General features: G+C 40.5%; 23 protein-coding genes. 14 read left to right on the forward strand and 9 right to left on the reverse strand.

Annotated features, from left to right (window positions below; all coding sequences use genetic code 11):
- Positions 1 to 9: 9 nt before the first annotated feature.
- The 6 genes from cas3f to VUI23_RS13070 all read right to left on the reverse strand — a co-directional run bounded on the left by cas3f (position 10) and on the right by VUI23_RS13070 (position 7166).
- Positions 10 to 3435 (reverse strand): type I-F CRISPR-associated helicase Cas3f, encoded by a 3426-nt coding sequence (gene cas3f / locus VUI23_RS13045; protein WP_342804626.1) that lies wholly within the window; start codon positions 3433 to 3435, stop codon positions 10 to 12.
- Positions 3435 to 4418 (reverse strand): type I-F CRISPR-associated endonuclease Cas1f, encoded by a 984-nt coding sequence (gene cas1f / locus VUI23_RS13050; protein ID WP_342804627.1) that lies wholly within the window; start codon positions 4416 to 4418, stop codon positions 3435 to 3437. Before cas1f ends, cas3f begins: the two co-directional genes overlap by 1 nt.
- A 322-nt stretch (positions 4419 to 4740) precedes the next feature.
- On the reverse strand, positions 4741 to 4998 hold the full coding sequence (locus tag VUI23_RS13055; protein ID WP_216048380.1) for a hypothetical protein: 258 nt from the start codon (positions 4996 to 4998) through the stop codon (positions 4741 to 4743).
- Between the two features lie 78 nt (positions 4999 to 5076).
- Positions 5077 to 5394 (reverse strand): hypothetical protein, encoded by a 318-nt coding sequence (locus VUI23_RS13060; protein ID WP_342804628.1) that lies wholly within the window; start codon positions 5392 to 5394, stop codon positions 5077 to 5079.
- A 328-nt stretch (positions 5395 to 5722) separates the two neighbouring features.
- Complete coding sequence (locus VUI23_RS13065; RefSeq protein ID WP_342804629.1) at positions 5723 to 6523, reverse strand: DUF3307 domain-containing protein; 801 nt, start codon at positions 6521 to 6523, stop codon at positions 5723 to 5725.
- Positions 6516 to 7166, reverse strand: coding sequence for a hypothetical protein (locus VUI23_RS13070; RefSeq protein WP_303500579.1), 651 nt, complete (start codon positions 7164 to 7166; stop codon positions 6516 to 6518). Before VUI23_RS13070 ends, VUI23_RS13065 begins: the two co-directional genes overlap by 8 nt.
- A 212-nt stretch (positions 7167 to 7378) precedes the next feature.
- On the opposite strand from VUI23_RS13070, the gene VUI23_RS13075 reads away from it, so the two are divergent.
- The 10 genes from VUI23_RS13075 (at position 7379) to VUI23_RS13120 (ending at position 18989) form a co-directional block, all read left to right on the forward strand.
- The gene (locus VUI23_RS13075) at positions 7379 to 8023 is read left to right on the forward strand and encodes a peptidylprolyl isomerase (protein ID WP_342804630.1); all 645 of its coding nucleotides are present in this window, start codon (positions 7379 to 7381) and stop codon (positions 8021 to 8023) included.
- A 393-nt stretch (positions 8024 to 8416) separates the two neighbouring features.
- Positions 8417 to 10639, forward strand: coding sequence for a TonB-dependent receptor (locus VUI23_RS13080; protein ID WP_342808292.1), 2223 nt, complete (start codon positions 8417 to 8419; stop codon positions 10637 to 10639).
- Positions 10640 to 10770: 131 nt separating this feature from the next.
- Positions 10771 to 11289, forward strand: a complete 519-nt coding sequence (locus VUI23_RS13085) for a nuclear transport factor 2 family protein (protein WP_342804631.1) — start codon at positions 10771 to 10773, stop codon at positions 11287 to 11289.
- 228 nt (positions 11290 to 11517) lie between these two features.
- Positions 11518 to 12021, forward strand: coding sequence for a hypothetical protein (locus tag VUI23_RS13090; protein WP_216048375.1), 504 nt, complete (start codon positions 11518 to 11520; stop codon positions 12019 to 12021).
- 4 nt (positions 12022 to 12025) lie between these two features.
- Positions 12026 to 13843, forward strand: a complete 1818-nt coding sequence (locus VUI23_RS13095; protein WP_342804632.1) for an ankyrin repeat domain-containing protein — start codon at positions 12026 to 12028, stop codon at positions 13841 to 13843.
- Positions 13844 to 13845: 2 nt separating this feature from the next.
- On the forward strand, positions 13846 to 14277 hold the full coding sequence (locus VUI23_RS13100; RefSeq protein ID WP_342804633.1) for a DUF3293 domain-containing protein: 432 nt from the start codon (positions 13846 to 13848) through the stop codon (positions 14275 to 14277).
- 283 nt (positions 14278 to 14560) lie between these two features.
- The gene (locus VUI23_RS13105) at positions 14561 to 16696 is read left to right on the forward strand and encodes a TonB-dependent siderophore receptor (protein ID WP_342804634.1); all 2136 of its coding nucleotides are present in this window, start codon (positions 14561 to 14563) and stop codon (positions 16694 to 16696) included.
- A gap of 102 nt (positions 16697 to 16798) precedes the next feature.
- Complete coding sequence (locus VUI23_RS13110) at positions 16799 to 17083, forward strand: hypothetical protein (protein WP_216048371.1); 285 nt, start codon at positions 16799 to 16801, stop codon at positions 17081 to 17083.
- A 5-nt stretch (positions 17084 to 17088) separates the two neighbouring features.
- Positions 17089 to 18705 (forward strand): PepSY-associated TM helix domain-containing protein, encoded by a 1617-nt coding sequence (locus VUI23_RS13115; RefSeq protein ID WP_342804635.1) that lies wholly within the window; start codon positions 17089 to 17091, stop codon positions 18703 to 18705.
- A complete protein-coding gene (locus VUI23_RS13120) occupies positions 18702 to 18989 on the forward strand; it encodes a hypothetical protein (protein ID WP_342804636.1) in 288 nt (95 codons plus the stop codon). Before VUI23_RS13115 ends, VUI23_RS13120 begins: the two co-directional genes overlap by 4 nt.
- A gap of 73 nt (positions 18990 to 19062) precedes the next feature.
- On the opposite strand, the gene VUI23_RS13125 is transcribed toward VUI23_RS13120, so the two are convergent.
- Positions 19063 to 20211, reverse strand: coding sequence for a sensor domain-containing diguanylate cyclase (locus VUI23_RS13125; protein ID WP_342804637.1), 1149 nt, complete (start codon positions 20209 to 20211; stop codon positions 19063 to 19065).
- Positions 20212 to 20698: 487 nt separating this feature from the next.
- Between VUI23_RS13125 and VUI23_RS13130 the strand changes: the two genes are divergently transcribed.
- Together VUI23_RS13130 and VUI23_RS13135 are read left to right on the forward strand one after the other, a co-directional pair.
- On the forward strand, positions 20699 to 21865 hold the full coding sequence (locus VUI23_RS13130) for a hypothetical protein (RefSeq protein ID WP_342804638.1): 1167 nt from the start codon (positions 20699 to 20701) through the stop codon (positions 21863 to 21865).
- Positions 21862 to 22281, forward strand: coding sequence for a hypothetical protein (locus VUI23_RS13135; RefSeq protein ID WP_342804639.1), 420 nt, complete (start codon positions 21862 to 21864; stop codon positions 22279 to 22281). Before VUI23_RS13130 ends, VUI23_RS13135 begins: the two co-directional genes overlap by 4 nt.
- Before the next feature lie 140 nt (positions 22282 to 22421).
- Here VUI23_RS13135 and VUI23_RS13140 read toward each other — a convergent pair whose 3' ends face one another.
- Both VUI23_RS13140 and VUI23_RS13145 read right to left on the reverse strand, forming a co-directional pair.
- The gene (locus VUI23_RS13140; protein WP_342804640.1) at positions 22422 to 22715 is read right to left on the reverse strand and encodes a putative quinol monooxygenase; all 294 of its coding nucleotides are present in this window, start codon (positions 22713 to 22715) and stop codon (positions 22422 to 22424) included.
- A 49-nt stretch (positions 22716 to 22764) separates the two neighbouring features.
- Positions 22765 to 23790 (reverse strand): zinc-binding alcohol dehydrogenase family protein, encoded by a 1026-nt coding sequence (locus VUI23_RS13145; protein WP_342804641.1) that lies wholly within the window; start codon positions 23788 to 23790, stop codon positions 22765 to 22767.
- Positions 23791 to 23905: 115 nt separating this feature from the next.
- On the opposite strand from VUI23_RS13145, the gene VUI23_RS13150 reads away from it, so the two are divergent.
- Together VUI23_RS13150 and VUI23_RS13155 are read left to right on the forward strand one after the other, a co-directional pair.
- Positions 23906 to 24841 (forward strand): LysR family transcriptional regulator, encoded by a 936-nt coding sequence (locus VUI23_RS13150; RefSeq protein WP_342804642.1) that lies wholly within the window; start codon positions 23906 to 23908, stop codon positions 24839 to 24841.
- Between the two features lie 324 nt (positions 24842 to 25165).
- Positions 25166 to 26119, forward strand: a complete 954-nt coding sequence (locus VUI23_RS13155) for a transposase (RefSeq protein ID WP_342804643.1) — start codon at positions 25166 to 25168, stop codon at positions 26117 to 26119.
- Positions 26120 to 26271: the final 152 nt, after the last annotated feature.

Genomic DNA, 26271 nt, shown 5'->3' on the forward strand with positions numbered 1-26271 from the left:
TTTTTCCTTTTACTTATTATCAAAGACACCTAGCTGCTCGTGCCAGTGCCAATTTAATTCTTGATCTTTACTTGGCTCTCTTAAACCAATAACACCAAAGGTTTCACTTACCTGTTGTAAGCTCTCATCTAACTTATCTGCAAAAATTTGATATGTTTCTTCAACGCTTAAGTGAAACCACCAATGATTACCCTGGGCCAATTCAGTCGTTTTATTTTCATCCATAAAGCGATTGGTTTGTTCTAAATACACAGGTGGATAGCGGGTATCGTCAATTTGGCTCCACGCTAATGTTTCACCTTCTTCTAACCGTAAAATAAACTCTTCTTGTGCTTGTGATTTTCTAAATTCGGTTTGACGAATAAATTCAGCACTCCAATCGATTGCAGGGCTTTCATTCCACCAAAGTGATGCAGGTTTGATTGAGTTATAAAAGTCCTTGTGTTTTAAATCGGCTCCCATCACATCTAATGTTATTCGTAGCGACCTATGTTCTTGTATTGAAAATAAATTAGCAGCGTTAGCAATATACTTATCTTTTGGTGATTTTTTAAAATCGTCGGCTTTTATCTCTTTCGGCTCAACGATTCTTGGTATTGCAGAAATATTGTCTAACTCTGTTGTTAATAGTTCATTCAGGTCTTTACTGTTAAGGGGGAGCTCAGGGGTTTCAAAACCCGGCTTACAATAAGCCACTTTTTCACCTTTTAATGCTCGTATATTTTGGTTAAGCACCACCAAATTTGCGGTGGTAGGTGGAGCTTGCCTATGCCGTTGTATACGCCCCGCTAACTGTATAATTGAACGTAGTGAACTAGGCTCTGCAATTGCCCAATCGTAATCATGATCGCGCCCAACTTCCACGACTGATGTGCCTAATACAATAAACACATGATTGTCTACCGGTACTTTATTTAGGTCGTCAGCTTTTAATGCCTTGGCAATTTCTGGTTGTTGCCAAATCGCTTGTTCATCATAGCGATTTAAGGTTTTATCTAAGCGAGATTCTTTGTAAGAACGTAGCGCTAAGGGAAACTGCGAATGATAAATACAAAAATTAAATTGATAGTTGGCTCTTGGAGACATAGCTAATAGTATTTTAGCAACAGAGATCATCGGATTAATGTTAGCCATTCTAACCACACCAATAGATACTTTTTTGCCGCTGCTATGCGTTACATGGTGTTGGTTATGTAATTCATAAATTTGTTGGTGAATGGTATCTGCCACACATTGATAAACTTGCTGATTTTTCTCATCAATATTTTGACCTGCTAAATCGCTATTTTCAGTGATAGGCAACTCTATATTAACAATTTTACCTTTACGTAGTACTTTACTGTTAGCCGTTAATTTTTTTAAACGTGACTCGACAAACCTGTTGTTTTTTTGTTTGAAGTCCTCTTTATTTTTTATTAATTCGACTTCACTTTTGTTTTCATCAAACCAAGCGCAAACAACACCTAGATTGTTATTGTGTGGAAAATTAGCTTGGTTGTAATGGTTCCGACCTGCAACATAAGCGTCGTATAAAGCACTTATAAGCGCCGGTGGTAACGTTGCCGATGATAATAAAACCCGTGAACCTAACATACCTGCCCAATTAACTAATCGGCATAATGCGGGTAGGTCTTCTAAACCAAAATCATCGGGTTCATCTAAAATTAAGTCTGATGTTAATAACCGCAACATAGGCGCAATTTGTTTACCCCCTCGTTTACTTTCTGTAGCTGGCATTAAATGATCAATTGTACTAACCAAAATAGGCGCACTGATTAATTGCTCTAATTTAGGATTGCCTTTAAGCCAATGCTTTAAACGTCCGTCGTAAATTTGCCCTTCGTAACTGACATATAATTGTTCAAAAAAATCTTGCGCAGACTCACTACCATGATCAGGTTTTACTGATATTTCGTCATCTTTATTTAACTGATGTAGTAATTTAACGGCATTAGAACCAATTAAAACGGCAAGTTCATCATCACCTAATTTAAGTAGATCTCGATAGGCATCACCAGTTTGCAAGGTTAAAGTACGTAAACCTAAAGCAACTGAGAATCGACAACCTTCGCGTTCATCCGCTAAGGCATACATAATTCGTGCATTTGCCATGGTTTTACCACAGCCTGTTGATGCCATGTTAATACCAAAAAAACCGTGTTTTTCACTGGTTTTAGCAAACTCTTTTGACGCTTTAAACGCTTTGTCTTGCCATTGGTATTTGCGGTCTTTCGCGCTTTGTGAAAAAAGCCTATGCTGCGCCAATGCTGGCAATGTGTATTTTAAAGCGGGAAGGTTTTTAGCAAATAGAAAAGCGTTATGTGCAACACCAATATTATGTTCATCTAATTTTTGTTTTAACTGATTTGTTTTTCTATCCGTATTGGCGTTCGCTTGATAGCTATTATCACGCCATTTCATCTTTGAATCTTTTAACTCAAGAGATGAATAATAATGATCAGCCAACATGAGTGACAATCTTGACAAGTGGCTAACGAAACGTTGATTTAGCCAATCTGTTTTTTCAGACAATTTATGATAACTCAATGCTCGTTTGGAAATTTCACTCGCTTTGTTTTGCCATGTTTTACTCAACAATGGTGTTCCATGAGCAAAATTCCAATTCGCGTTAATTACTGATGATTCTATATCAGCCAAATTTTCTGCATTTTTAGAATTCCAATGACAATCAAAACATTTTGTTAACCAATGTTCAGCTTCATCTAATCTAACAGGGTTGATTTGCGGATAAGGTAAACGATGGTGCGATACAATCAACCAAGCAACTAACTTTCCAAACTGAGTATTGTCACTAAACGAGTTAAACGGGTTTTGATGTTTTCCGTTATCCTTAAATAATATTTTGTGTATTTCATTTTCAGCTTGAGAAGCATTTGATTGCTGATTAATTTCTACCAGTTTTGTTAACCATTCTTGGTCGGTTAAATTTTTAATGAAGGCTTCAAATAATCTTAACGATACCCATTCATGACGATATGGTTCAGATTTTGATTTCGTAGTGCCGGCTAACTTTTGTTGAAATAAATCATTAGCTTTTCCAAAATCATGAAATAAACCAGCAATACTCGACGCCAACATAATAGCTTCATTTAATTCCCAACCGTTCTCCCATTCTTTATGCTCAAGATCTAACTTGGTATAATTAACCGCCACTATCCCTTCGCTATTAAATTTATGCCTGTTCCCCACTATCCACAATAATTGGCTCCTTGAACGTGAACGTATCCAGTGGCAGCTAACAGCTGTGTTTCTACTGGCGGTTTGGCGTAGCATTTTTTTGACTGTGATTAAGCCATCTTCTGTTATTACCGTTTGCCAGGTGTTATCGCCAATGCGATTGGCGAATGCGTCGAGTACTCGCCTTGTTTTCTTAAGGGCGTTTTTTTCGCACTGGCTGACAAAAGTCACCATCATCAGTCGTTCACCTCTGACCCATTTTCACTGTGTAAAGCTACAGATTTAACTTGCTCAAACATAAAATCTAGGGCTTTGTGGTCGGTAAATTTTTGTAATACTTGCTGGCGAAATTCTTGCTCTGTGGCGTTTTCTTTAGCGCAGATGAAGGCCCAAGGTAAAACTATAGCGTCTTTGATTAAGTCGGCAATATCAAATACCAAAGCGCCACGGCGAGTTTTACCATGCATAACAGCAAAGCCATGAGGAATACCTAACACCCACAGCGTACAGGCGGCTAGACCATAAGCTAAATAGTTACCATGATTTAAAAAGTCGTTGGCTTTATCGGTATGCTGCTTTGATGATCCTTGATGTTGACGACTAAAGTCTTGGATGCTGGTATTATTGGCCGCAAACTTATACAAAACCTTGGTTAATTGCGCTTCAGTAAGTAGTAACTCTGATGATTTGGTTGCCTCAAGAGTACGAGTTTCAAAACGCTCAAATGCCGAATTTAGATTAGGGTCTTGAGTAGTAAAACCTTCTGTTTTTAAATCTTGGTCGTTTTTCCAAACTTTACTTAAATATTCAATACGTGCGTTTTGAAATTGTTTGGCTGCATATAAACGTTTTTTTTCGTCAAACCAAAAAGATAACCAACCTTGAATATATTCTGTTGGTCTATATTCACTTTGTGGCGTCATCCACTCAATATCATTTGCCATGTATAAAGGCGTACCACCACCGCCTGCAAATCCAACTAATACGCCAGCTTGAGCTAACATACGCATAGCGGCTTGAGTTATAGATGTACCATTACCTAATAACAAAACAGTCGTATTAGCTATGGGAATATTAAAATACTGGTTTTCTTTATTGGCCTCGGTTAGATACAACACTCGACCATCTTTCTGCATCACCCTACAATATTCTAAGTAATAGAGATTTGCCCGTTTTGAATGCAGAATAGTTTTCAGGTCTGATGGCGAAAAGTCTTTCATTGAGTAGTCCTTTTTTGAAATCTATGGAAGGTTTTCCGTGACTGAGGGCTATTTAAAGTTTTTATTAACGAACTAAAATCAAAACAATATAAAAACTTAATTAAAAGTGAATTTTTGAGCAATTGTTTTTCAGGCACTTCCAAACACAAGCGCTGCATCCATGAGGCGAACGGTGATTGTACGTACCGAACTAAGTCTGATGGACTAAATAGCAATTTTAGATGTTGTTTTTTCATACTACGTCTCTACTACTATAATGCGCGTTTGCGCTTTTACCGAAAATGTATTTGTTCACCGCCGTGCGTGGTTGCGAGCTTTTTATTTATCGCATATTTTGGTTACATTGATAGTCCTTGCACAGGTCACCTGTGATTTCACAACGGTTTAACTTTGCTTGTAATTTTTCGAGGTTATGCAAGTTGTCCGCAAAAATGCTTGTGGAGTTTAATTCTTCACTTAACACAATATGGGCTTTGACTAATTTAATTAGTTTTGTAAAGTCCGCTGATTTTCCGGCTTTTTCAATAATTGAATTTTCGCGACTTATTTGCATCGTTATGTACAGAAGATTTGGGTCCATGATTACTTCTCAATTTTTGTGCTCAATTATTAGAAAATGTTTTGTTTCGCGGCTGCTAACTGCCCCAAGTATTTTCAACTAACTTTTCTTATCTAAGAGAAATATTCGAAGAACATGCCTTTGCGTTTCAGTAGAAAATGCATTGGTCGCATTGCTCTTGAGAAGCCACTGAAAAATAGTCGCCGTGAACTGCTTTAATACACTAAACAGCTGCATATTTTTAGTACTTACTTTACGTTCAGCTAAACAGGTAAATGGCGGTTGGGCGTGGTTTCTAAGGGGTTGGCTTTGAGGCTGATTCACACACAAGCCCTGCATCCATGAGGCGAATGGTGATGGTACGTATGAAACTATATGTGATGGACTAACTAGCAATTCTTGATGTTGCTTTTTCATATTGCGTCTCTACTACTAAAATACGACTGCATTTGCACCTTTGTGGCACCGATTTCCATTGAGCTGGTGATGTGCTGTTTACACCAACTTTTTGCTGGTTCGACAATTTGACTGAAAGCTTTATTGTCTAATCTTTTGTATAAGTGTAACGAGTTTCTAAAATCTCCCACCTGTCGATAAATATCTGCACATAATAGGATTATTTCATCTGAAGCGTTGCCGAGAATCTGCGGAATCTGCGAAGGCAAATCAGTGAGGTCAGAGCCTTTGATTTTCTTACTTTGAGTTAAAACCAGTGGGATCTGACCCCTTTGATTTGTTTGATTTTTTAGTTAATTTTCACCCCCAGGCTTAACGAGACGATAGCACCTACCAAGGTTGTGATCACAACGGAGAGTAAAGAGCCAATTAGTACATATTCGGTCATACTTCTACCATTCGCTTTGTTCAATTCACCAAATCTAAATATGGATTTAGCGGCCAATACAAACCCAACGGCTGCGTAACTCCCCACAAGGGTGAAGGTCAATATTAATACTCGCTCTAAATAACCAATTAACTCACCACCAGCAACAAGGCCTGTGATCTCAGGTTTACTTTGCTTGCTCAATGGTTGGTCTTGTGGTGTTGATTCGTCTGGATTAAAACCGGATAGGGTATATTTTTGCAGGACCTGACTAATCACAATGGAAGTTGGCTTGAGAATCAGCAAATACGCAAAAATCACTTGAACGCATGCTGAGAGCTTTTCATGTTTTAACACTGCATTAATAGTGATGCCGTCAACAAGGTAGAAAGCACTTACCGCGAGTACAGTGACATGTAATGTTTGATCGATTATAAAGTGAGACAGCTTATCACCATTCGCGCTAGTCACTTTCCACAGATCGATAGCAAAGTGAGTCACTGTTACCCACACCACTAGGTATGCGGTCAAATGCCAATGAATGTCTAACACCAATGCTGGCAAGATCAATACGACTCCATGCAGCAGTGCATGACAGTACAACTCTACACTACGATAGGTGCGCTGCTTTTTGGCTTCTACCCAGCGGGCTGGCTGCAGGTAAAAGTCACAAATAATGTGAACCAATAAGAATGAAATCAGCAGACTAAAAAATTCAGACATCTTCAATTACCTTTAATTGTTGTTCAAATCGATAATTTAACGCTTCAATTAATGGCCACCCAGAGGCTTTGAGTGACTTGCTAACGGTAGCAATAGCAACATTTAATTTACCTGCTAGATCGCTAACGGATAACTCTTGATTGGTTTGAAGCATAGGAAGCATCACTTCACATTGGCGTGGTGTCAGGTCGGTAAGTTGTCGATCAAGGTATTTAAATAATAAATCAAAGTGATCCGTGAGTTCAGGACGATCAGAACTAAACAGCAACCTATCACTTTTTAACGCCTTTAAACCGCGACCAGAAAGCACAAATGCTTCCCCCATGGATTCAGAGACTGATTCACGCAATTGTGCATTTGAAGCAATGGCAAAACTAATCCTGCTATCAAAATCTTTACCAAGGGCTTTTATGCCAACTCTGTAGACAATGGTATATCTCAATACGTTTGAGATATCATGGATCAAGGTCTGAAATTCATCACCACGTTTAATACTATGTGTGTTTAAATTATTTACCTCACTGATCCATTGTTGGATGTCTTTAATGCGTTGCAGTAGTTGGTCAAACTGTTTTGCAGTTAATTGGGTCGAGTTAACCACATCCCCACTAATCACGGCGATGGGTTTTTGATTGTATTCCACACTAATTCCTTCTTTTGAGCTTCAGCATTAATTTAGCCCAAATAGGCTAAAAACGCAAATTTAGCCTTAATTGGCTAAATCAACGTTTTTAGCGAGCTATGACTAAAGAACTGCGACACTGCGGGGTCACAACAAACCTACGGGTTTCCTCAGGTTTTCAGGTTTAGTGATATTTGCTAAGCTAGGGCAAATAACGAAACTGACATGTATCAATGACATACCAAATTAAAACGTTTTCTTCGTATTTTCTAACCTTCACCATTTGCATCTTGTTACTCGGCGCTTGTGCGACGTCCAAAAAAGCTCAGCTTCCGGTTGCTGTGTTGACCACTGAATATGGCAATATTGAAATTGAGTTAGACACAAATAACGCGCCAATAAGCGCGAACAATTTCATTGCTTACATAAAAGGCGGGCATTTTAAAACCTTGACCTTCTATCGTACTGTTGACCACAGCAATGATAACCACCCTCTGAAAATCGCGGTTCTACAAGGTGGCTTAAACGCGGCACTTGATGAGCCTTTCGATGCTCCGCTACCAGCAATCACTCACGAATCAACGGCACAAACCACCCTCCCCCACACAAGAGGCGCGGTTTCTTTTGCCCGTGGTGATTTAGGAACAGCGCAATCAGAATTTTTTATCTCTACCTTAGATAACCCGCATTTAGATGCGGGCGGATTACGCCACCCTGATAAACAAGGTTTTGCGGTATTTGGCAAAGTGATTGGGGGAATGGACGTGGTAGACAAAATTGCGGCAATGCCTGCGAATCGAGTTCACGACAATCCCTATGTGGAAGGACAATTATTAACTGAGCAAGTGGTTGTCAGTAAAATCACTCTCATTGATTAATAAATCAGCTCAATCAAAGCGAAAAACCGTTTTAAGACTAAGATTACAAGGCACATCTAGGGAAATATATTTTCCAATTTGAGTTTTTAAAAAAAACTTAAGACATTCAGGCACTTGGAGAGGTTTGCTTAGCACATTTTTACTGATAAACTTTTCCAGTGCAGTTTTATCTTTTGCTTTAATAAGTGGCATCACTTAGCTTTTAGTTATTAGCTCGTCGCTAGTAACGCTTAGTTATAGATTAACAACACTTAAATAAACACACCAATCATACATAACAGAGATAATGATATATACGTCAATGCACATGCATTTCCCAAAGACTAATTATATGAACCTAAACACAAGGGATTCACAACAGTGACACATCAAAAAACAACTACACCTTTTTCTATTGCTCCTTCTTTAAAGAGCAAAACCCTAGTGGCTATAGCCGTCGCTACCTGTTTATCACCAATGAGTCTGTACGCACAATCTAACGCAACTGGAGCAAATGATGCTGAGGTCGAGCGTGTGCTAGTGACCTCTCGTAAACGTTCAGAAGATATGAACGATGTGCCAATTAGCATTAACGTGGTAACTGACGAACTAATTGATAACTTAGGCGCTGCCGACTTTACCGATTTATTAGGCGTAGTGCCAAGCTTAACCTCTTATCAAAATGGCCCAGGAAGAACCCGCTTATCTATTCGTGGCGTGGCTAATGGTGGCGGTAATGACAACGATACACAAAACCAAGAAACTGTCGGCATTTATATGGATGAAATTCCAATTTCCATGGGCGGCATGAACCCAGAGTTTGCATTGTTTGATTTGAAACGTGTAGAAGTATTGCGCGGCCCTCAAGGGACTCTATTTGGCGCAGGTTCAATGACAGGTACGGTTCGACTAGTTTCAAACGAGCCTGATCTTAACGAATTTGGTGGTCGCTATGAAGCCACTGCATCTTCTATCAGCCATGGTTCACAAAACTATTCGGTGAAAGGTCTGATCAATGCCCCGGTCATCGAAAACCAGTTGGCCTTTCGTGCAAGTGGCTATTACATGGACAACGGTGGTTATATTGATAATGAAGTCACTGGCGAAAAAGATCTTAACGATGGCATATCGAAAGGTGCTAAAATCTCGACTTTGTACTTCCCTACCGACAATTTGCGTGCGGAATTAACCCTACTTCACCATAACTATTCAGATAATGGCTATCCACAAGACATCGACTCTACTCCGTTTTTAACCAGAAACTATACGTCTTTCGATGGCTTTGATGATGAAGTAAATATTGCCAATCTAACCTTGAAATATGACCTAGAGTGGGCTGAATTGGTCAGTTCTACTTCGTATTTTGATCGCTCGATCATTAACAGACGTTCGTTAGATTTATTATTTGAGTCGGCGCTTCCTCCCGAGGTCACGCCACACGAACTCATCGATTTCACTGACTCTGAAGTCTGGGTGCAAGAACTACGCTTAGCCTCAACCACCGATGATAAGTTGCAGTGGACTGTGGGTGCTTATGCTGACAAAAAAGATGTGTTTTATGAAAACACCTTTCCTGTTCCAGGAGCGGACGCAATATTGGGCGTGCCTTCTTCGGCCTTTGGCGCACCAGAGGACCACTTGTACTACGGTTTTGACGATCTAACCGTAGAGACCTATGCGTTATTCGGTGAAGCATATTACGACATTGGTGATCTTTCTATCACAGCCGGTTTACGTTATTTCAACTGGAAACAAAATATCGAGTTCTACCAGTCTGGTTTGTTCAACGGTGAATCAAACGGTGATATTCGACCTGAAAGTACCACTGATGGCGTCAATCCGAAACTGAACGTGTCATATCGTTTAAATGACGAAGTTTTGGTTTATGCTCAAGCTGCGAAAGGCTTCCGTTACGGTGGCATCAACGGCGCGATTCCTGAATCAGTTTGTTCTGAAGAATTGGCTCAAGTTGAACGTGAAGGCGGCGATACACGCTTCTTTAAACCAGATGAAATTTGGAATTACGAGGCAGGTATAAAAGGCGTGTCCAGTGATGGTATGTTTAGTTATAACGCAACTGTTTTCCACATTGATTGGAGCGATATGCAAACCAGCCGCTCCTTTGAGTGTGGTTTTGGTTTCCGTGAAAATGTCGGCGAAGCCACCAGCCAAGGGATAGAATTTGAACTTAGTATGAAACCCGTTAACGCCTTGACGTTGTCTTTAGGTGGTGCATACATCAACAGTACTTTGGATGCAGATGTGCCTAATTTATCTGCGTTAAAAGGTGATTCAGCTCCGTTCGTACCAGAAACGACCTTTAATGCTAGTGCAGATTATGAGCGCGCGTTAAGCCAAAACTACATGGGCTTCGCGTATTTTAATGTGCAGTACACAGGAGACCGTGCTACTGAGTTTAACGAAGAGGCTGCCAACTATCGTAAAATGGATGCCTATACAGTGGCCAATTTACGCTTAGGTGTGCGCTTTGATGAATTTGAAGTGTCGTTGTTTGCAAATAACTTGTTCGACGATGATGGTGTAGTGCGAGCGATAGGCAGACCGCCTTTTGATCAGCCTGCTACCATTCGTGTTACGCCACGTACTGTTGGGTTAACCTTCCGCGGTAACTATTAACAGGCTAGCGCAATTAAAAATCGCTTATTTGGCCTGCTTGTTCAAAGCAGGCTGATAAGCGAATAATCGGACAATAGCACTTAGCATTAAAAACTAGCTCGTGCAGTTGTCCGCCATTTAACAGGATAATAATGATGAAACGATTTGCCGCTATTGTGATGATAGCTTTTTGGTCTTTCAGTAGTGTCAGTTTTGCTGGTCCGCAGCCATCAGCAATAACAGACAACACTGAGTCGATTAACAAACTGATGGACGGTCTTCATTACTCAGCAAGCCAAGCGGATCTGAATGCATACCTTGGTGCTTTCACTCAAAACGGCGTTTTTATGGGAACTGATGATTGGGAACGATGGAGTCGTCCCACTACTTTGGATGCCTACGTTAAAGAACGTTTTAAGGGCGGCACAGGATGGACGTATAAGTCAGTTGAACGTCATATAAATTTTGCAGACAGTGGCAACACCGCATGGTTCGACGAAATAATAGTCTCACCAAAGTGGGGAAGATTCCGCGGCACTGGTGTGGTGATTAAACAAGCTGACAATTGGAAAATTGCACATTACTCCATGAGCGTGTTGGTAGCCAATGAAGCATTTTTTGAGATTGCAGAGATCAATAAAAAAGCATTTGCACAACGCAAAAACAAATAAGTCAGAGGGCATCCCTGTGAGATGCCCATTCGCATAACCCATCACGGCGAAAAATAAGATCACCTTGACGAAAGCGATAAACCTCCCTCAATAGCCTAGCTATTTCTTGCCGATTATTTCTTGTCTAAGATAAAAATTAAAGCAGCCTAGGCTACCTTAGACTTTAAAAATGGAATAGTATAAAAATTAAGCGCACGATACTAAATCAAAAAGGATATAAATTTAGCCATGACGCAACATTCTATCAAAGAGACATTATTCAATTCATCCATTGTTGGCGACAAGACATGTCAGGAAAGCATCCTTGAACAATATAAAATGTGTGTTTCGGCTACGGAGAATATTAGTAATCGTCGACAAACAACAAATAGTTTTTTTATTAGCATTAACACCATCATTGTTTCGTTTGTAAGCTACTTCAACTTTCAAGGTGACGATAAAGTCATTTCCTTAGTCATACTGTCAATTGCTGGCATAATCGCAAGTTTCATGTGGCGTCAGTTGATCCTATTATATAAAGCACTTAATTCTGCAAAATTTTTAGTAATACTGGAAATAGAAAAGCAACTGCCTTTAGCACCTTATACAGCCGAGTGGCAAGCCTTAGAAGAGGGGCAAAATAAACAGAAATACAAACCTTTCACGTCCATTGAGTCTCAAGTACCTATTATTTTTATGGTGCTACATTTATTGGTTGCTTTTTTTAACTTAAATACGTTTCTAAACAGCTAACTATATGTTTGATCTTCTGTTTAAAACAAAAAAAGATGAAGAACAGATGGATCAAAATCACGCCCCCATATTCTGTGCAATAACACAAAATAACCTCGTTGAACTTAAAGATTTAATCTCAGACCCAACAGCAATATCAGTAAAAAATGTGACAGGTCAAAGCCCCTTGATATTTGCGTGTGAACGGGGCAATCAACAAGCGCTGGATATTCTATTAACAATTGAACACGATATTGAAGAACAAGACTTTTTCGGGTTTACACCACTAATGACCGCTTGCAAACACAAACAGATAGATATCGTAAAAAGACTATTGGCAGCAGGAGCTAAACCGAACACAGCTAACTTGTTAGGCAGAACAGCGCTCATGTTATCTTGTGCTAAAGGTGAAATCGAGACTGTAAAACTGCTCCTTGAAAATGGTGCGAACGCTAATCAAACTGACAGCAACGGTCGTAGGGTAATAGATTACGTTGGTAGCCAAAAAATAGGTAAATTAAAGTCCTATAAAATAATCAAGATTATTAGCAACGCGCCTGGATTTTATCAAAAAACCAAGACCAAAAAGACCAAACCAGCGCTATCCTTCGCTGAATTAATCGGCAAACATGCTAAAAATAATATAGGACTCGATATTGGCGTTTTCATCATGATTCATAGTTTTGTTATGTTCAGCATGAATTTCGACAGTAAAAGTATTGTGTTTTTAAGCGAAGTAAACACTAAATACCTGAGTTCAATTTTTGTAATCTTGCCTTTTTTACATCTTATTTTTATGCTCTATTATTTCTTTCCTGCCTACAAAATTATTAAATTTAAACCTTCAGATGCATCAAATAACAGACTGAACAATCCCCTACCGTCCGCTCATCAATATGCAAGTAATACAGAATATATTCAAACGCTATTGGATTTTGGTTTTCACAGCCTGACTAACAAATTTACCCATATTACTGATTCATCCGTTATCCGCTTAGCGCAATTAAACATGCTGTTTCCCAGTGCTGTGCTGCTGCTGGCAATACTCAATGGCGTAATGATGGCGTTTGACTATTATGACTTTCTAGTTGATTGCGCTTTAGCCGCTCTGTTTATATGTTTATTGGGTATTTATTTTGAATACAAAAGAAGAAAACAAGCGCTTATGTGTATCCATAAAAAGTTAGACAAAGCGGCAAGTGATATGTTGTTGACTCAGCAAAAAAGAGATGACGTCCCCCCAAAAGAATTTATTTTGTACTTAAGAGCGTTTGAAACCACTGGTGCATTAAAGGTAGGTGACACAGATTTCGAAACCGCTATTACGCATTTTTTGTCCCCGCATATTTTGGTCGTTACCTTTGGCGTACCTGGTGAATTTGCAGGGGCAGCTAGAGTGCAAAGTACAGAAGAAAAATGGCAGTCTAACGTCTTAGATTTAATGCACAGGGCTACACACATTTTAATGCTTCCCTCTGACCGACCGGGTACTTTATGGGAAGCTGCAGAACTTAAAAAGCATCAACTACTGTTTAAAACCACCTTTGTGATGCTGCCAGAAATTCAATTACAATCCGCAAAGTACTCTGAATTGTGGCAACGAGCCTATGCTGCTTTTCAACCTATTGGCCTTAATATTCCACAACATATGTTTAAAGGTTTAGTATTTAATCTAAATCCAGTAGGCCACCTACAACATTATTCCATTTTACAAGAGGCGGATTTATTCATTAAACAATTTTCCGCTTCAGCAGGTGGAGACGGCAATGGAGAGGGCGATGGCGAAGGGGGAAGCGAAGGTGATGGCGGCGGAGATGGGGGCGGAGGCGACGGAGGTGGTTGAACATGGATAATGATTTATTAACCGCTTACAAAAATGCTGAATATGTTGTTTTTGCTGATGGATTAGCAGATAACCAGTTTGTTATGTTGGTCGATAAATACTGTGACGCCTTACAACGATTAATGTATCAAAAAGACTGCAAACAAGCGGCGTTCATCACCGCATACAATCCTCGTAGCCACTTACTCCCAGAGTCCCAAAACCGCAATGCACACACCCACTTAAAAAACCAAATACAGCAATTGGGTTTCAAATTCATCAACGGCCAAGGACAGGATCCAAAAGGACATTGGCCTGCTGAAAAAAGCCTGCTAGTACTCAATATTGATAAACACCAGGCCATGAATATAGCTAAACAATGGGGTCAGAATGCGCTGATCTGGATTGAAGACGACGCCATTCCAAATTTACTTTTGATAGAGCACTTTTGCTAGATCACTTTTACTAGATTACCTGAGCCGTTAAGTTTTTCATCGGTACCTCCCCTGTCGATTTTTTCGTTGAGCGAGCGGTTTATCTATCCTAGTTGGCCGCCATTTTTTACTTAGGGAATTAATCTAACCGCACAGCAAACATCACTTCCAACTCAGTACCTTCATTACTGCGAGCACAACACTAACATCGCATACTAATAACAATGATTATCATTTGCAATACGTTTATCAATGGCTATAATGACCCCGCTTTATTAATCACACTTCACATTCAGAGAGCACTATGAATAAAAGGCACACTTTTGCATTATCACCGTTGATGTTGGCGTTAGGCATGCATGCGCAAGCAGCAGATTTAAACAATGAAGACACGAATAACACAGCCGAAAACGACATTGAGGTTATTCGTATTGTTGAAAGCCGCATTCAACGAATTAGTTCTGGGGCAACAGGTTTAGGTCTAGATAGTTTTGACACCCCTCAATCTCTGTCAATCATCGAAAATGACACCATTTCGAAATACAACTTGAGTGATATCAATAGCTTGTTTAGACAAGTTACGGGTATCAACATTGACCAAACAGAAACAGACCGCACCTATTTTAACGCCCGCGGTTTTGACATAACCAGTATGCATGTAGACGGCTCGGGAATCCCTTTTGGTGATATTTTCGTGGGCGATCTTGATACCGCTATTTATGAAAAGGTGGAGTTTATTCGCGGCTCTAACGGGCTGATAACCGGCTTAGGCAACCCGTCAGGTACGGTAAACTACGTTAGAAAACGCCCAAGTAATGATCCCCAAGCAAGTGTTGCCGTTACCCTAGGCCGTTGGTCAAATATGCGCGCAGTTGTGGATGTATCAACGCCATTAACTGAATCAGGAAGCTGGGCCGCCCGCGCAGTTGTCGTTCATCAAGACAAACAAAGCTGGTTGGATCGCTACGAGAATAACCGCACAGTTGTATACGGTGTTGTTGATGGTCAAATTAACGATGATGTCACTCTTACTTTTGGCTACACCTATCAAGATAACAACAGTGATGGCGTGACTTGGGGTGCGGTTCCAATGATTTATTCAGATGGTACCCAAACTGATTTTGCGGTTTCTGAGTCCACCAGCATGAACTGGACGTATTGGGATACCTTGAATGAAACTGCGTTTGCAGAATTAAGTTGGTACATCACTGATGATCTCAATTTCACCAGTAAGCTGAACTACACCAAATACGAAGATAACTCTGAGCTATTTTATGCTTATTCCAATACTGGCTTAGATCACGAAACAGGTTTAGGCATGTTGGGTTACCCCGGCAAGTTTTACGCAGAAGACGATATCTTAATTTGGGACAATACCTTACAAGGCACGTTTCAAGCTTGGGGGATGGAACATTCGTTCAATCTAGGGGTTAGCCTCGCCGACTCTGAAACTCTCGATTTAGATTCCGGCGCACTGAGCGGTTTCGACGTTATGCCTGCCCTACCCGGCTGGACGGGAACCGAAGTGGCAAGACCTGACTGGGCAGAACCTTATCAAGCTGGCTATACAGACGTCACCTTAAATCGTTTTTACGGCTCAATTCAACTAGCCGTTACAGAGAATTTCGATTTTGTGTTAGGCGCAAGTTTTGTTGATTATGAAAACGAAGGGGAATCTTGGGGCGCATCCACTTCTACCACTGAAGATGGCACCAGCCCATATATTGGTTTTACTTGGGAAGCGATGGAAGGTCTAAATGTTTATGGCAGTTACAGCGACATTTATCAACCTCAGTATTATCTAAACGAAGATCTTGAGCCCCTAGGCTCTGCTGAAGGTCGTAGTTATGAAATGGGCATTAAAAAACGTTTTGAACACAACTTATTAGTCAGTTTAGCCGTTTTTCGCACCGAACAGGAAAACCTGTATGAATTTATCGAATATGGCGACGGTGACGGCGTTGACGATGATGATTATTCAGATGACTTTGATTATTCACTGTATCGCGGTGTAAACGTCGACTCTAATGGTTTTGAGTTAGAAGTGTCAGGTCAGGTTTCAGAGGAGTGGACACTCCAAGGTGGCTTTACCGCGTTAACCATGGACGATGAAAACGGTGATGAAGCTCGCACATTTATTCCGCGCAGAACCTTGAAGTTAATGGCTGACTACTCACCGACTTGGCAAGAAAAACTCAATGCCGGTATTTCTGTTCGTTGGCAAAGCGAAATGTATTACCAAACAGGTTTCGGACGCATTACTCAAGACGCCTATGCGCTTATTGGTGGCTATGTGCAGTACCGATTCAACGAGCAAGTGTCACTTAGTCTGAACCTAGACAACATTACAGATGAAAAATACCTTAGCTCTGTTCGAACCGACCAAGCGTTTTATGGTTCACCAACTGACTATAGCCTAACCTTGCGTTGGGGCTTTTAATAGCGCTACAAAAAGAAGCTTATGTAACCAATAGGCTTCTTTTTTCGTTCCTAATTGGGCACAAAAAGCGTGTTTCATATTAGCTAAAATTGGAAACAAATCATGAGTACATCATCTTTGAAATTTCTTAAAAACAGACGTTTTTGGCTAAGCGGGCCCGCTACTCTTGTGGTCTCTTTGCTATTTATGCTCGCCATGGCTGTCTGGTTCCCACCTGGAGCAGGCCATGTGAATAACATCATGATGCCTATGTTTATGTTTCCGCTCATTTGGGCGATTTTGTTTTTTTACACTTACCTGACAACAAACCTGCAAAAAGCCCAATGGCTGCTTGCCACATTATTTGTTGCCAACAGTGCCATTCTTGCATTTCAATTTTTAGGTTAACCTTTATGACTGACAATACTCCACCCTTGCGTTCTAAAGCTAAGGCTTTACTTAGCCTTCATTCTTGGTCTGGCATTGTATTAGGAATGTTACTTTATGCGGTTATATTTACTGGTACAGTAGCGGTGGTTGCCGATGAAATTGGCGAATGGTCAAACAGTAATTATCATAAAAATCTGTTAGTTGCCTCTGATGTCCATGCAACGGTTTCTCGTTTAGCTGACCAAACCCCTGTAGAGTATTTAGATGAAATTTCTGCTTATGAAAACGATAGGCAACAATTGGTGTATTTCTTCCACACCCACAAGCAAAATCCATCGGGTGATATGGACGAGTATGGCGTTCAGTATTTAGTTAATTCTCAGGGTCAAACCATCTCAAAAGAAACCGGTTTTGGTAGCGAGATATTCGCCCAAGACGATACCTATGCCTTAAGTCGATTTTTAGTTTCCATACATACTGAATTGCATATTCCGGCTCCGTGGGGGCTAATACTCACCGGGATTTTAGGGCTGGCAATGTTAATTGCTTCTGTGTCTGGATTTATGATGCACCGTCATTTGTTTACCGATATGTTTTCGATTCGCAAGCAACGTGACGGCCAGCCCCTCAAACGTGACTCTCATACAGTGGCTGGCACCTGGAGTATTCCGTTCGCTGTTTTATTGGCGTTCACCGGCAGTTTTTTCAGTTTTTCCACTGCGTTTGGTTTGCCAGCCATGGGAATGGTGGCATTTGGCGGTGATCAAGAAGCATTGATGCATGCTTTGGTGGGTGAGCAACAACATAAAAGTGAAGCACCAATGACTTCTGCTAATTTTACAACTATGGTCAGAGATGCAGCAGCACGACAATCATCAGTCCCCTCTTATTTGTCCATCTCTCATATGGGCACAGAGTCGGCCAGTTTACTGGCTTTCTTTATGCCAAATGAAGGCAAGGTTGGATACGAACAATTAGTTTATGATGGCACTAATGGTGATTTCATTGAACACAAACCCTTAGTCGGTACTGTACCCTCAGTATCAAGTGATATTTTGTCATTAATTTATCCCATTCACTTTGGCACCTTTGCCGGGCTAATGTCGAAAATTGTGTGGATAAGTCTAGGCGTAGCCGCTTGTTACGTGACTATCACAGGTCTACAACTTTATGCTCATAGAAATGAAAAAAGCCAAACCAGTTGGCGCTGGTTTAGCCGAATGTGCGTGTGGGGTTTTTATGGCCTTCCCCTGTGTTCACTAGTCAGTGCCTTTGGCTTTTTTGTTAGTGGCAATATGGGGGCGAGTCAAAGCTTATGGACCCAATATTCGTTCGTGATTGCCGCCGCATTAATTAGTTTAGTTAGCTTGTCGATGAAAAACCTCAAACAACTCAAAATTTTATTGCTGGCAGGAAATGGGATCTTCTGTTTAATATTACCGGTATTACGCTTTAGCAGCTCACATGTAGGTTGGTTAGAGGCCTTGAAATTCAACATGATGGACATGTTGTTTATCGACTTTGCACTGTTTACCTGCGCTCTTTGGTGCTTTTTCGCCCTGCATAAAAAATGTCAACAGGAAAGCCAAGAAAGTGATGTTTGGACTCCAACCATATCTGATGTAGAGGTGAGAAAATGAACCATTTAATTATGACCCTGCCTTTTATCGCGTTCAGCTTACTGGTTATTTTTTTGCTTGCCCTCTCCGACCCAAGGCGCAAGCAACTGTCCAACAAAACCAACAACAAAACGTCCCGCAGCTTAACCTTATCACCTATGCACAGAAAATTTCTTGCGTGGAGTTTAGCTCTGCCATTTATTCCGCTAATAATCATGAGCAATTATGCCGGCATATTGATGTATTCAGGGGCTGTAACAACAATAGGTTGGATGGTATCTGAACTGCCCGCCTCAGTGGTTTAAATCAATGATGAAATATAAGCAAGCTCGCAAAACTAAAACATCTAAGAGGCGAGTTTTAAACTTATTATGAAAATTAACGTTTAACCTGGAGTTCTGATATTACTAAATTTCGGCCTCGTTCTTTTGCCACAAAAAGCGCGGTATCGGCTCTAGCTATGACTGATTTCAATGAGTCGTCTTGCTCACTAAATTGTGCAACGCCTGTTGAAATAGTGAATTGAATTTCGCCCTTAGAAGTGTTCATAGTATTTTGCTGGGTAAGTACCCGCAAGCGTTCAGCAAATTGAATAGCCCCAGCGATTTCTGTATCAGCTAATATCATCGCAAACTCTTCACCGCCAATACGGCCGATGATGTCGGAGGAGCGTGATATTGAGGTTAACACCTCGCCCATCTCTTTTAGCGCGATATCACCTATTTCATGGCCGTAGTTGTCATTGATGTCTTTAAACTTATCGATATCAAAGGTGACCACACAAAACGAGCTAGCATGTCGTTTGGCTTGTAAATAAAGTTGTTCACCGGCTGAGAAAAAAGCGCGTCTGTTAGGTAATTGGGTCAACTCGTCAGTCATGGCAAGTTGCTCTGCTGTTTGTTTGGCGTATTGTAGTTCTTTGGTTTGTTCTCTAACTTCTATTTCCAAGCGCTTATTATAATCTTCTAATTGAATAGCCATATCTTCTTTGTGCTTAAGGTAGTCAGCTTGTTTAATTGCTATTTCCATAAACTCAGCTATTTCGGACACCATTTTAATCTCTTCGACAGTCCACTCATGCTTTTCGCTTGAGTCCAAACAAAACAAGCCTACTACCCCTTTGTTATGACTAACCGGAACGTCTAAAACTGCGCGAGTATTGCCCTTTGTCATTGGCTCCTGTAATGGTAAAAAACGGTGGTCAGTTAATACGTCGGAAACGGCTAATAGTTTGAACTGGTTTAGTTCTTTCAAATAATCTGGCGCTATATTAAGGTCACTTTCTAGCCCCTCGATGTTAGGCATATGTTTTGGAGTAGAACAACGCCAAATTTTGAGAATACCTTGCTCAGAAACAGTTGAATAGGACACGCGATACAACGGGTATCTTTTGGCTAATTCTTCTAACGCAATTTGAATAATTCTCTCTGAAGACATGCCGGCATTAATACTTTTAACAATTTGACCAATAGTTTTGTATCTGTCTCGATTGTGTCTTAATTGAATAACTTCACTGCGATATTTCATCAGTTGTAGGCCAACGAAAAGGACCGAGATTAACAGAATGATAAAAATTATATAAACAACCAAGAGATCGCGTCCTCAAGTTATTGGCACTTCACGAAAGATTGTAGGAAAAGTTGTGTGCCCAGAATGCAATTTATAATCATCTCAAAAATATGAGCAGACTCAATACATATTAACTTTTTTTTAGACCGCCCGACTAAAACTTAACGTAATTGCTGCTAAACATTTGTACCTCAAAACCCAAGCATAGCTCAAATTTAATCGTTTAAAAAAATCGTTTCAATAATCCATGCAGTTTCAAATTTGTTGCAGTATAGGTAAAGCTCACAGTACATTTTTGCCAACTAGGATTAGTTACAATGCTAAAACGTTTGACACCACAACTGGCTCAAGTATTTTGAACTATAGTTATTTTACCTAGCCAAAAAGATTGTAAACTTAAAATATGAAGTGCCGACTATCTATTGCATTTTCCACATGCTGTTTAATGCTGCTTTACTGGGCGCCGACACTTTACGCCGAAGAAGCTGATGAAAAATTGCAGTTTTCCGGATTTGCTCGTGTGGTTATGGGTCATTTAGATGATGAAAATGCTGAGTACGTGGGCTATGACAACAGCATAAGTTTCGACCAGCAATCCCTTCTTGGGCTGCAAGCAGATTACACTTTAAGTGATCAGCTTTCTTTAACCGGCCAGTTGATAGGTCACACAAGTGAGCTACGTTCTTCAGGATTGGAATGGCTTTATTTAACCTATACCCCGTCCAATACCGCACTTCAGTTTAAACTTGGCAAGCAGCGCATACCATTTTTCAATTACAGTGACAGCGTCGATGTCGGTTTTGCTTACCCATGGTTAACGCTACCCCAGCAATTTTATGACACGGCATTCTTTTCAACCTTTGAAGGGGTGTTGGCTAATTACCAATATATTTATCACGATTGGGTGATGAACTTTGAAGGATATTGGGGTTATTACGACGATAAAATTTATTTAGCTAGCGGCGAAATCGATACCAAGGTAACAGGGCTTTTCGGAGTTAATACCAGTGCATCCTATAATGGGTTAACGTTTCGGGCAGCCTACAACCAAGGAAACGCTAAACTGCAACTTCCTGCTGCAACACAGTTTGCTGAATTGCTCAATCAGTATGGGTTTAGTCAAAATGCAGCATCACTTAATCCGGATGGTCTCATTCATTTTTATCAACTAAGTGCTAATTATGAGAACCTAGATTATTTTGTACGTAGCGAAGTTGCGAGAATGGTGGGTGAAAGTGGTCCAGTTCCCGACATAGATAGCTTCTACATTTCCGCAGGTTACAACTTTCATCCATACACTTTATATATTTCCTACGGCGCTCGATATGTGCATTACGATCACGGACCTAATGAAATCCCCTACGGTATTTCAGATGAACTTGACTTTCTAGCGGCAACCTACGAATCCGTACTCAGCGGTTTTCCTGACGATAAGAGCAAAGGCACTAAAATTGGCCTTAGGTGGGACTGGCGATATAACGTGGCGTTTAAAGCAGAAGTCACCTACGTTGACGCTGAAAAAGTAAGTAACGATTTTGCGATCAAAGATTTAGGAGGATTCGATGGCCATGGGGTCTTGTATCAACTAGGAATTGAATGGATATTTCTATGAAAAAATGGGGCATTTTGCTGCTGCTCGCATCACTTTGTTTTTTTCAAGTTGCTAGGGCAAATGAAACTATAGTGGTGGTTGCCAACATTTCAGATAAATCAATTCAGCTTAACCGGCAACAAATACGTAATTTATATATGGGCGGTATGATGCCTAATGATCTGAACGTAATCGCATTATCACCAGATAACGTAACCCGCGTGATATTCAATACAAAAGTGGTGGGGTTAACAGAGTCGCGAATCCAATCATATTGGGCGCAAATGCGCTTTACTGGGCGTAAAAAAGCACCGAAAGAATTCGCCAATGAGCGTACTTTGCTTGAGTATCTAATCGACAATGAAGGAACTCTGGGGTATTTGCGAGGCAGTACCTCGATTCCCGATGATTTATTAGTTGTTTATACCATTGATTAGCCGTTTATCTTCGCAGTTACAATTAACAACTATTACCCTGCAATAGATAGAACAAAACGTAACCACCGTTTTAGCTCGATGTGCACATCGCTAACCAGCTAGTTGGTGAAATACGTTTTGTTCATGCCATTAACATTAATCTATGCGCTAATTACCGTCATTTCATTTAAAATAAATTCTTCAACGCAACCTTCAGTGGCAGCCATATAATCCGCTAAGTGCTGGTTGCCCATGTGGGTTTGCCAAAGTTCACGTGTCTGCCAGTTTTCATAAAACATAAAATGCGCTGGATTTTCGTTATCTTGATGTAAGTCGTAGTTGATGCATCCAGCTTCATTGCGGGTAGTCTCGATAAGCTTTAACAGCTCCGCTTTGACTAAATCTACTTTGCCTGGAGCGGCTTTAATATTGGCCACTATGGTTAATTGAGTCATGCTAATTTCCCAATTAATATTGTTCAGTTTGATCTGCTAAGTTGGTTGCTTAAAAGCCTTCCAACACGATTTTTCCGATCGATTTGCCTGATTCAAGTTCTTCATGAGCGGCTCTTAGATTCGCCGCATTAATTGTCCCAAGATGTTTACCTACAGTGGTTTGGATATAACCTTGGTCAATCAAATCACTTACTTTATTCAGTATGTGATGCTGCTCAATCATATCATCGGCCGTAAACATTGAGCGAGTAAACATAAACTCCCAGTGCAGCGATAAACTTTTAGCTTTCAGCTTGCTGATATCAAGGGATTCAGGATCATCAATTAAGGCAATTTTTCCCATTGGTGCTAACAATTCTACATAGCTATCAAGGTATGAATCTGTATGGGTTAAACTCGCAACATGGGTCACTTGCCCGATGTTTAATTGTTCAATTTGCGCAACCAGAGGCTTAGAATGATCAATAACATAATCCGCTCCCAATTTTTTTACCCAGTTTGCTGAGCTTTCACGAGAAGCGGTCGCGATAACAGTTGCACCTGTTAAAGCACTGGCTAATTGAACTAATATCGAGCCAACGCCGCCTGCAGCGCCAATAATCAAAATGATATCCTTTGACTGCTCTTTTGTATCTGGGAGCTGTTGTTTAATGGCTAAACGTTCGAACAACAGTTCCCACGCGGTGATTGCTGTCAACGGTAATGCCGCTGCTTCACTGTCAGACAAGCTCTTTGGTTTGTGACCAACAATACGTTCATCCACTAACTGAAATTCCGCGTTACCGCCCTGACGATTCAAATCACCAGCATAAAACACCTTGTCACCTGGTTTAAATTGGGTAACTAAATCGCCGATAGCCACAACTTCACCAACTGCATCCCAACCTAGCACTTTGTATGCATCAGCCTCAGGGGTAACATTTTGGCGAATTTTGTAATCAACAGGGTTAACCGCAATCGACTTGACGCTAACTAATAAGTCATGTCCTGATGCAGTAGGTTGTGGCAGTTCGATATCAATAAGAGATTCAGGGTTATTAATAGGTAACGCTTGTTTGTAGCCAATTGCTTTCATAATTATATTCCTGTGTTTTGACGTTGTTAATCAACTTGGGAGAAATTATAGAGCTTGCTTAACGAAACAAAAACAGCATAATGATTGAATCTTTATCAAATAATTTTTGACAATCATGTTACTAGAAGACCTTAACGTAATTTTAAAAGTGGCTGAATTTCGCAATATTACAGCGGCGGCAGAAAGTTTAGATATGCGCACAGCAACAGCAAGCGCTGCTATAAAGCGAGTTGAACGTGCGTTAGGGGTTGAGTTATTTATCCGAACCACTCGACATTTGAGGCTCTCCGTTGCCGGTGAAAAATACATTCCCAACTGTGAACAAGCATTACAATTACTCAATTTCGCTAAGCAAAATGTGAAAGAGGATTTAGATGTCATTGATGGTGAATTAAGAATTTCGGTACCTTCAGATTTAGGTCGCAATTTAATTCTACCTTGGCTTGATGAGTTTATACATGAGCACGCAGGCGTTAGCGTCAAGCTACATATTAGTGACAGTAATATTGACTTCTATCGAGATCCTGTTGATATCGCTTTACGCTATGGCACACCGAATGATGCAAACTTATATGGTTTTAAAATTTGCAAGGTTCCCCGTGTAATTTGTGCAACAACCGAATATTTGAAAAACAACGGGTTACCACAACATCCCAATGATTTAACCACCCATAACGGCCTTTTATATCAACTTCATGACATTATTCACGACGTTTGGGAATTCGATCACAATGAAAAATCGATAAAAGTAAAAGTACAAAGTAATCGAGCTTCAAACGACGCCGAGTTGGTTAGGCGTTGGTGTGTAAATGGAAAAGGCATAGCGACAAAGTCTAGCTTAGATATGTCGAACGACCTACTTAACGACAAAGTTGTGCCGATATTAAAGGAATTTGCCCCCAAACCGACGGAACTATGGCTGATCTGTCCAAGCAGACAAACAATTACTCCAGCCGTGCGATTGCTCAGAGAACATTTCAGAATAAAGTGCGCAGAGGTTTTTGCGCAACTGATTAATAAAGGGGTGTTAACGCAGGAAAATATTAAGTAGTTCCTACCGCCAATTACAAAAAAACCGCGAACCTTTCGATTCGCAGGTTTTAGTATTTGGCGAAGAGAGAGGGATTCGAAACCTCGTGAATGCAATACCAACAATAACTAGAACTAAAACAATGAGATAAATACACATCAACACACTAATTTGCAAACATGTGCAAACATGGACAGCCACATATACATGTGCAAACATGGACAGCCATATATCTTTGTGAGCCAACAAACAGCCAACATGGACAGCCACAAACTAGACTAGAACTAGACTCTTAGGAAAATAGAATCAACTATGCTTTAGTATGTTTAATTCAAGGAGTGAGTGATGCCACTGGCAAGGAAGCGACAAATCAATCTTTCAGATACCCCTTATTATCATTGTGTATCCCGATGTGTCCGGCGTGCCTTTTTGTGTGGTGAAGATGAACTGACAGGGAAAAGCTATGAACATCGTCGCCAGTGGGTAGAAGACAGGTTGTTGTTTTTAACCACCGTATTTGCCATCGAAGTTTGTGCCTATGCAGTGATGAGCAATCACACCCATGTGGTTTTACATGTGAATGCTGACAAAGCTAAACATTGGACGGATACAGAGATTGCTCAGCGCTGGCACAAGCTTCACAAAGGAACCTTGCTCTCACAGAGGTTAACCTCAAAAGAAGCTCCCGTGTTCACAGACGCTGAACAAATCACACTCCAGTCAACTTTGTCCGTTTATCGTAATCGGTTGACCGACATTAGCTGGTTTATGCGAGAATTGAATGAGCCGATTGCTCGACAAGCTAATCAAGAGGATGACTGTACCGGTCACTTTTGGGAAGGGCGATTCAAATCACAAGCACTGTTAGATGAACATGCCTTAGCAGCCTGTATGGTGTACGTAGACTTAAACCCTATCCGGGCAAAAATGGCAACAACCCCAGAGTCATCTAACCACACCAGTATTAAGCGTCGTATTCATGATTTTAAGAAAGGTTATCAGCCCTCTACGTTAATGCCTTTTGTTGGTAATCCAAAACAACCACAACCGCAGGGACTAACGTTCCATTTAGTCGAATATCTTAAGTTGGTTGACCTATCTGGTCGCAGTCTTAATCCCAATAAAAGAGGGGCAATTGATATGAGTGAATCACCCATATTGCAACGTTTAGGGTTGGATGAACACACCTGGCAAGATATGTTTTTGACCTTTGAAACCAATTTTAGCGTGGCTGCAGGGCAATCAGACACCTTGAAACGCTATAAGCGAAAACGTCGGCTAAAGAATTCTGTAGGTTAACCTCTCCCCTTGAAGTCCTTTTCATTTCAATTGTTTCTTTGCACAAGCAGTAAGCCTAACCCTGCCCTAAATTCCCTCAAATGGCTTTTATTAGTCAGAAATCGATGATTGCATAGGTATTTACCTAAATTACGAACGCATTCATACTTTTC

The sequence above is a fragment of the Alteromonas sp. M12 genome (genome assembly GCF_037478005.1).
GTDB classification, from domain to species: Bacteria; Pseudomonadota; Gammaproteobacteria; order Enterobacterales; family Alteromonadaceae; genus Aliiglaciecola; species Aliiglaciecola lipolytica_A.

Coding starts and splice junctions, on each gene's coding strand:
- VUI23_RS13075 (WP_342804630.1), top strand. CDS start 7,379: ATGACATACCAAATTAAAACGTTTTCTTCGTATTTTCTAACCTTCACC.
- VUI23_RS13120 (WP_342804636.1), top strand. CDS start 18,702: ATGAACCATTTAATTATGACCCTGCCTTTTATCGCGTTCAGCTTACTG.
- VUI23_RS13085 (WP_342804631.1), top strand. CDS start 10,771: ATGATGAAACGATTTGCCGCTATTGTGATGATAGCTTTTTGGTCTTTC.
- VUI23_RS13090 (WP_216048375.1), top strand. CDS start 11,518: ATGACGCAACATTCTATCAAAGAGACATTATTCAATTCATCCATTGTT.
- cas3f (WP_342804626.1), bottom strand. CDS start 3,435: ATGATGGTGACTTTTGTCAGCCAGTGCGAAAAAAACGCCCTTAAGAAA.
- VUI23_RS13100 (WP_342804633.1), top strand. CDS start 13,846: ATGGATAATGATTTATTAACCGCTTACAAAAATGCTGAATATGTTGTT.
- VUI23_RS13150 (WP_342804642.1), top strand. CDS start 23,906: ATGTTACTAGAAGACCTTAACGTAATTTTAAAAGTGGCTGAATTTCGC.
- VUI23_RS13115 (WP_342804635.1), top strand. CDS start 17,089: ATGACTGACAATACTCCACCCTTGCGTTCTAAAGCTAAGGCTTTACTT.
- VUI23_RS13065 (WP_342804629.1), bottom strand. CDS start 6,523: ATGTCTGAATTTTTTAGTCTGCTGATTTCATTCTTATTGGTTCACATT.
- VUI23_RS13145 (WP_342804641.1), bottom strand. CDS start 23,790: ATGAAAGCAATTGGCTACAAACAAGCGTTACCTATTAATAACCCTGAA.
- cas1f (WP_342804627.1), bottom strand. CDS start 4,418: ATGAAAGACTTTTCGCCATCAGACCTGAAAACTATTCTGCATTCAAAA.
- VUI23_RS13135 (WP_342804639.1), top strand. CDS start 21,862: ATGAAAAAATGGGGCATTTTGCTGCTGCTCGCATCACTTTGTTTTTTT.
- VUI23_RS13155 (WP_342804643.1), top strand. CDS start 25,166: ATGCCACTGGCAAGGAAGCGACAAATCAATCTTTCAGATACCCCTTAT.
- VUI23_RS13055 (WP_216048380.1), bottom strand. CDS start 4,998: ATGGACCCAAATCTTCTGTACATAACGATGCAAATAAGTCGCGAAAAT.
- VUI23_RS13105 (WP_342804634.1), top strand. CDS start 14,561: ATGAATAAAAGGCACACTTTTGCATTATCACCGTTGATGTTGGCGTTA.
- VUI23_RS13130 (WP_342804638.1), top strand. CDS start 20,699: ATGCTGCTTTACTGGGCGCCGACACTTTACGCCGAAGAAGCTGATGAA.
- VUI23_RS13125 (WP_342804637.1), bottom strand. CDS start 20,211: ATGAAATATCGCAGTGAAGTTATTCAATTAAGACACAATCGAGACAGA.
- VUI23_RS13140 (WP_342804640.1), bottom strand. CDS start 22,715: ATGACTCAATTAACCATAGTGGCCAATATTAAAGCCGCTCCAGGCAAA.
- VUI23_RS13060 (WP_342804628.1), bottom strand. CDS start 5,394: ATGAAAAAGCAACATCAAGAATTGCTAGTTAGTCCATCACATATAGTT.
- VUI23_RS13110 (WP_216048371.1), top strand. CDS start 16,799: ATGAGTACATCATCTTTGAAATTTCTTAAAAACAGACGTTTTTGGCTA.
- VUI23_RS13095 (WP_342804632.1), top strand. CDS start 12,026: ATGTTTGATCTTCTGTTTAAAACAAAAAAAGATGAAGAACAGATGGAT.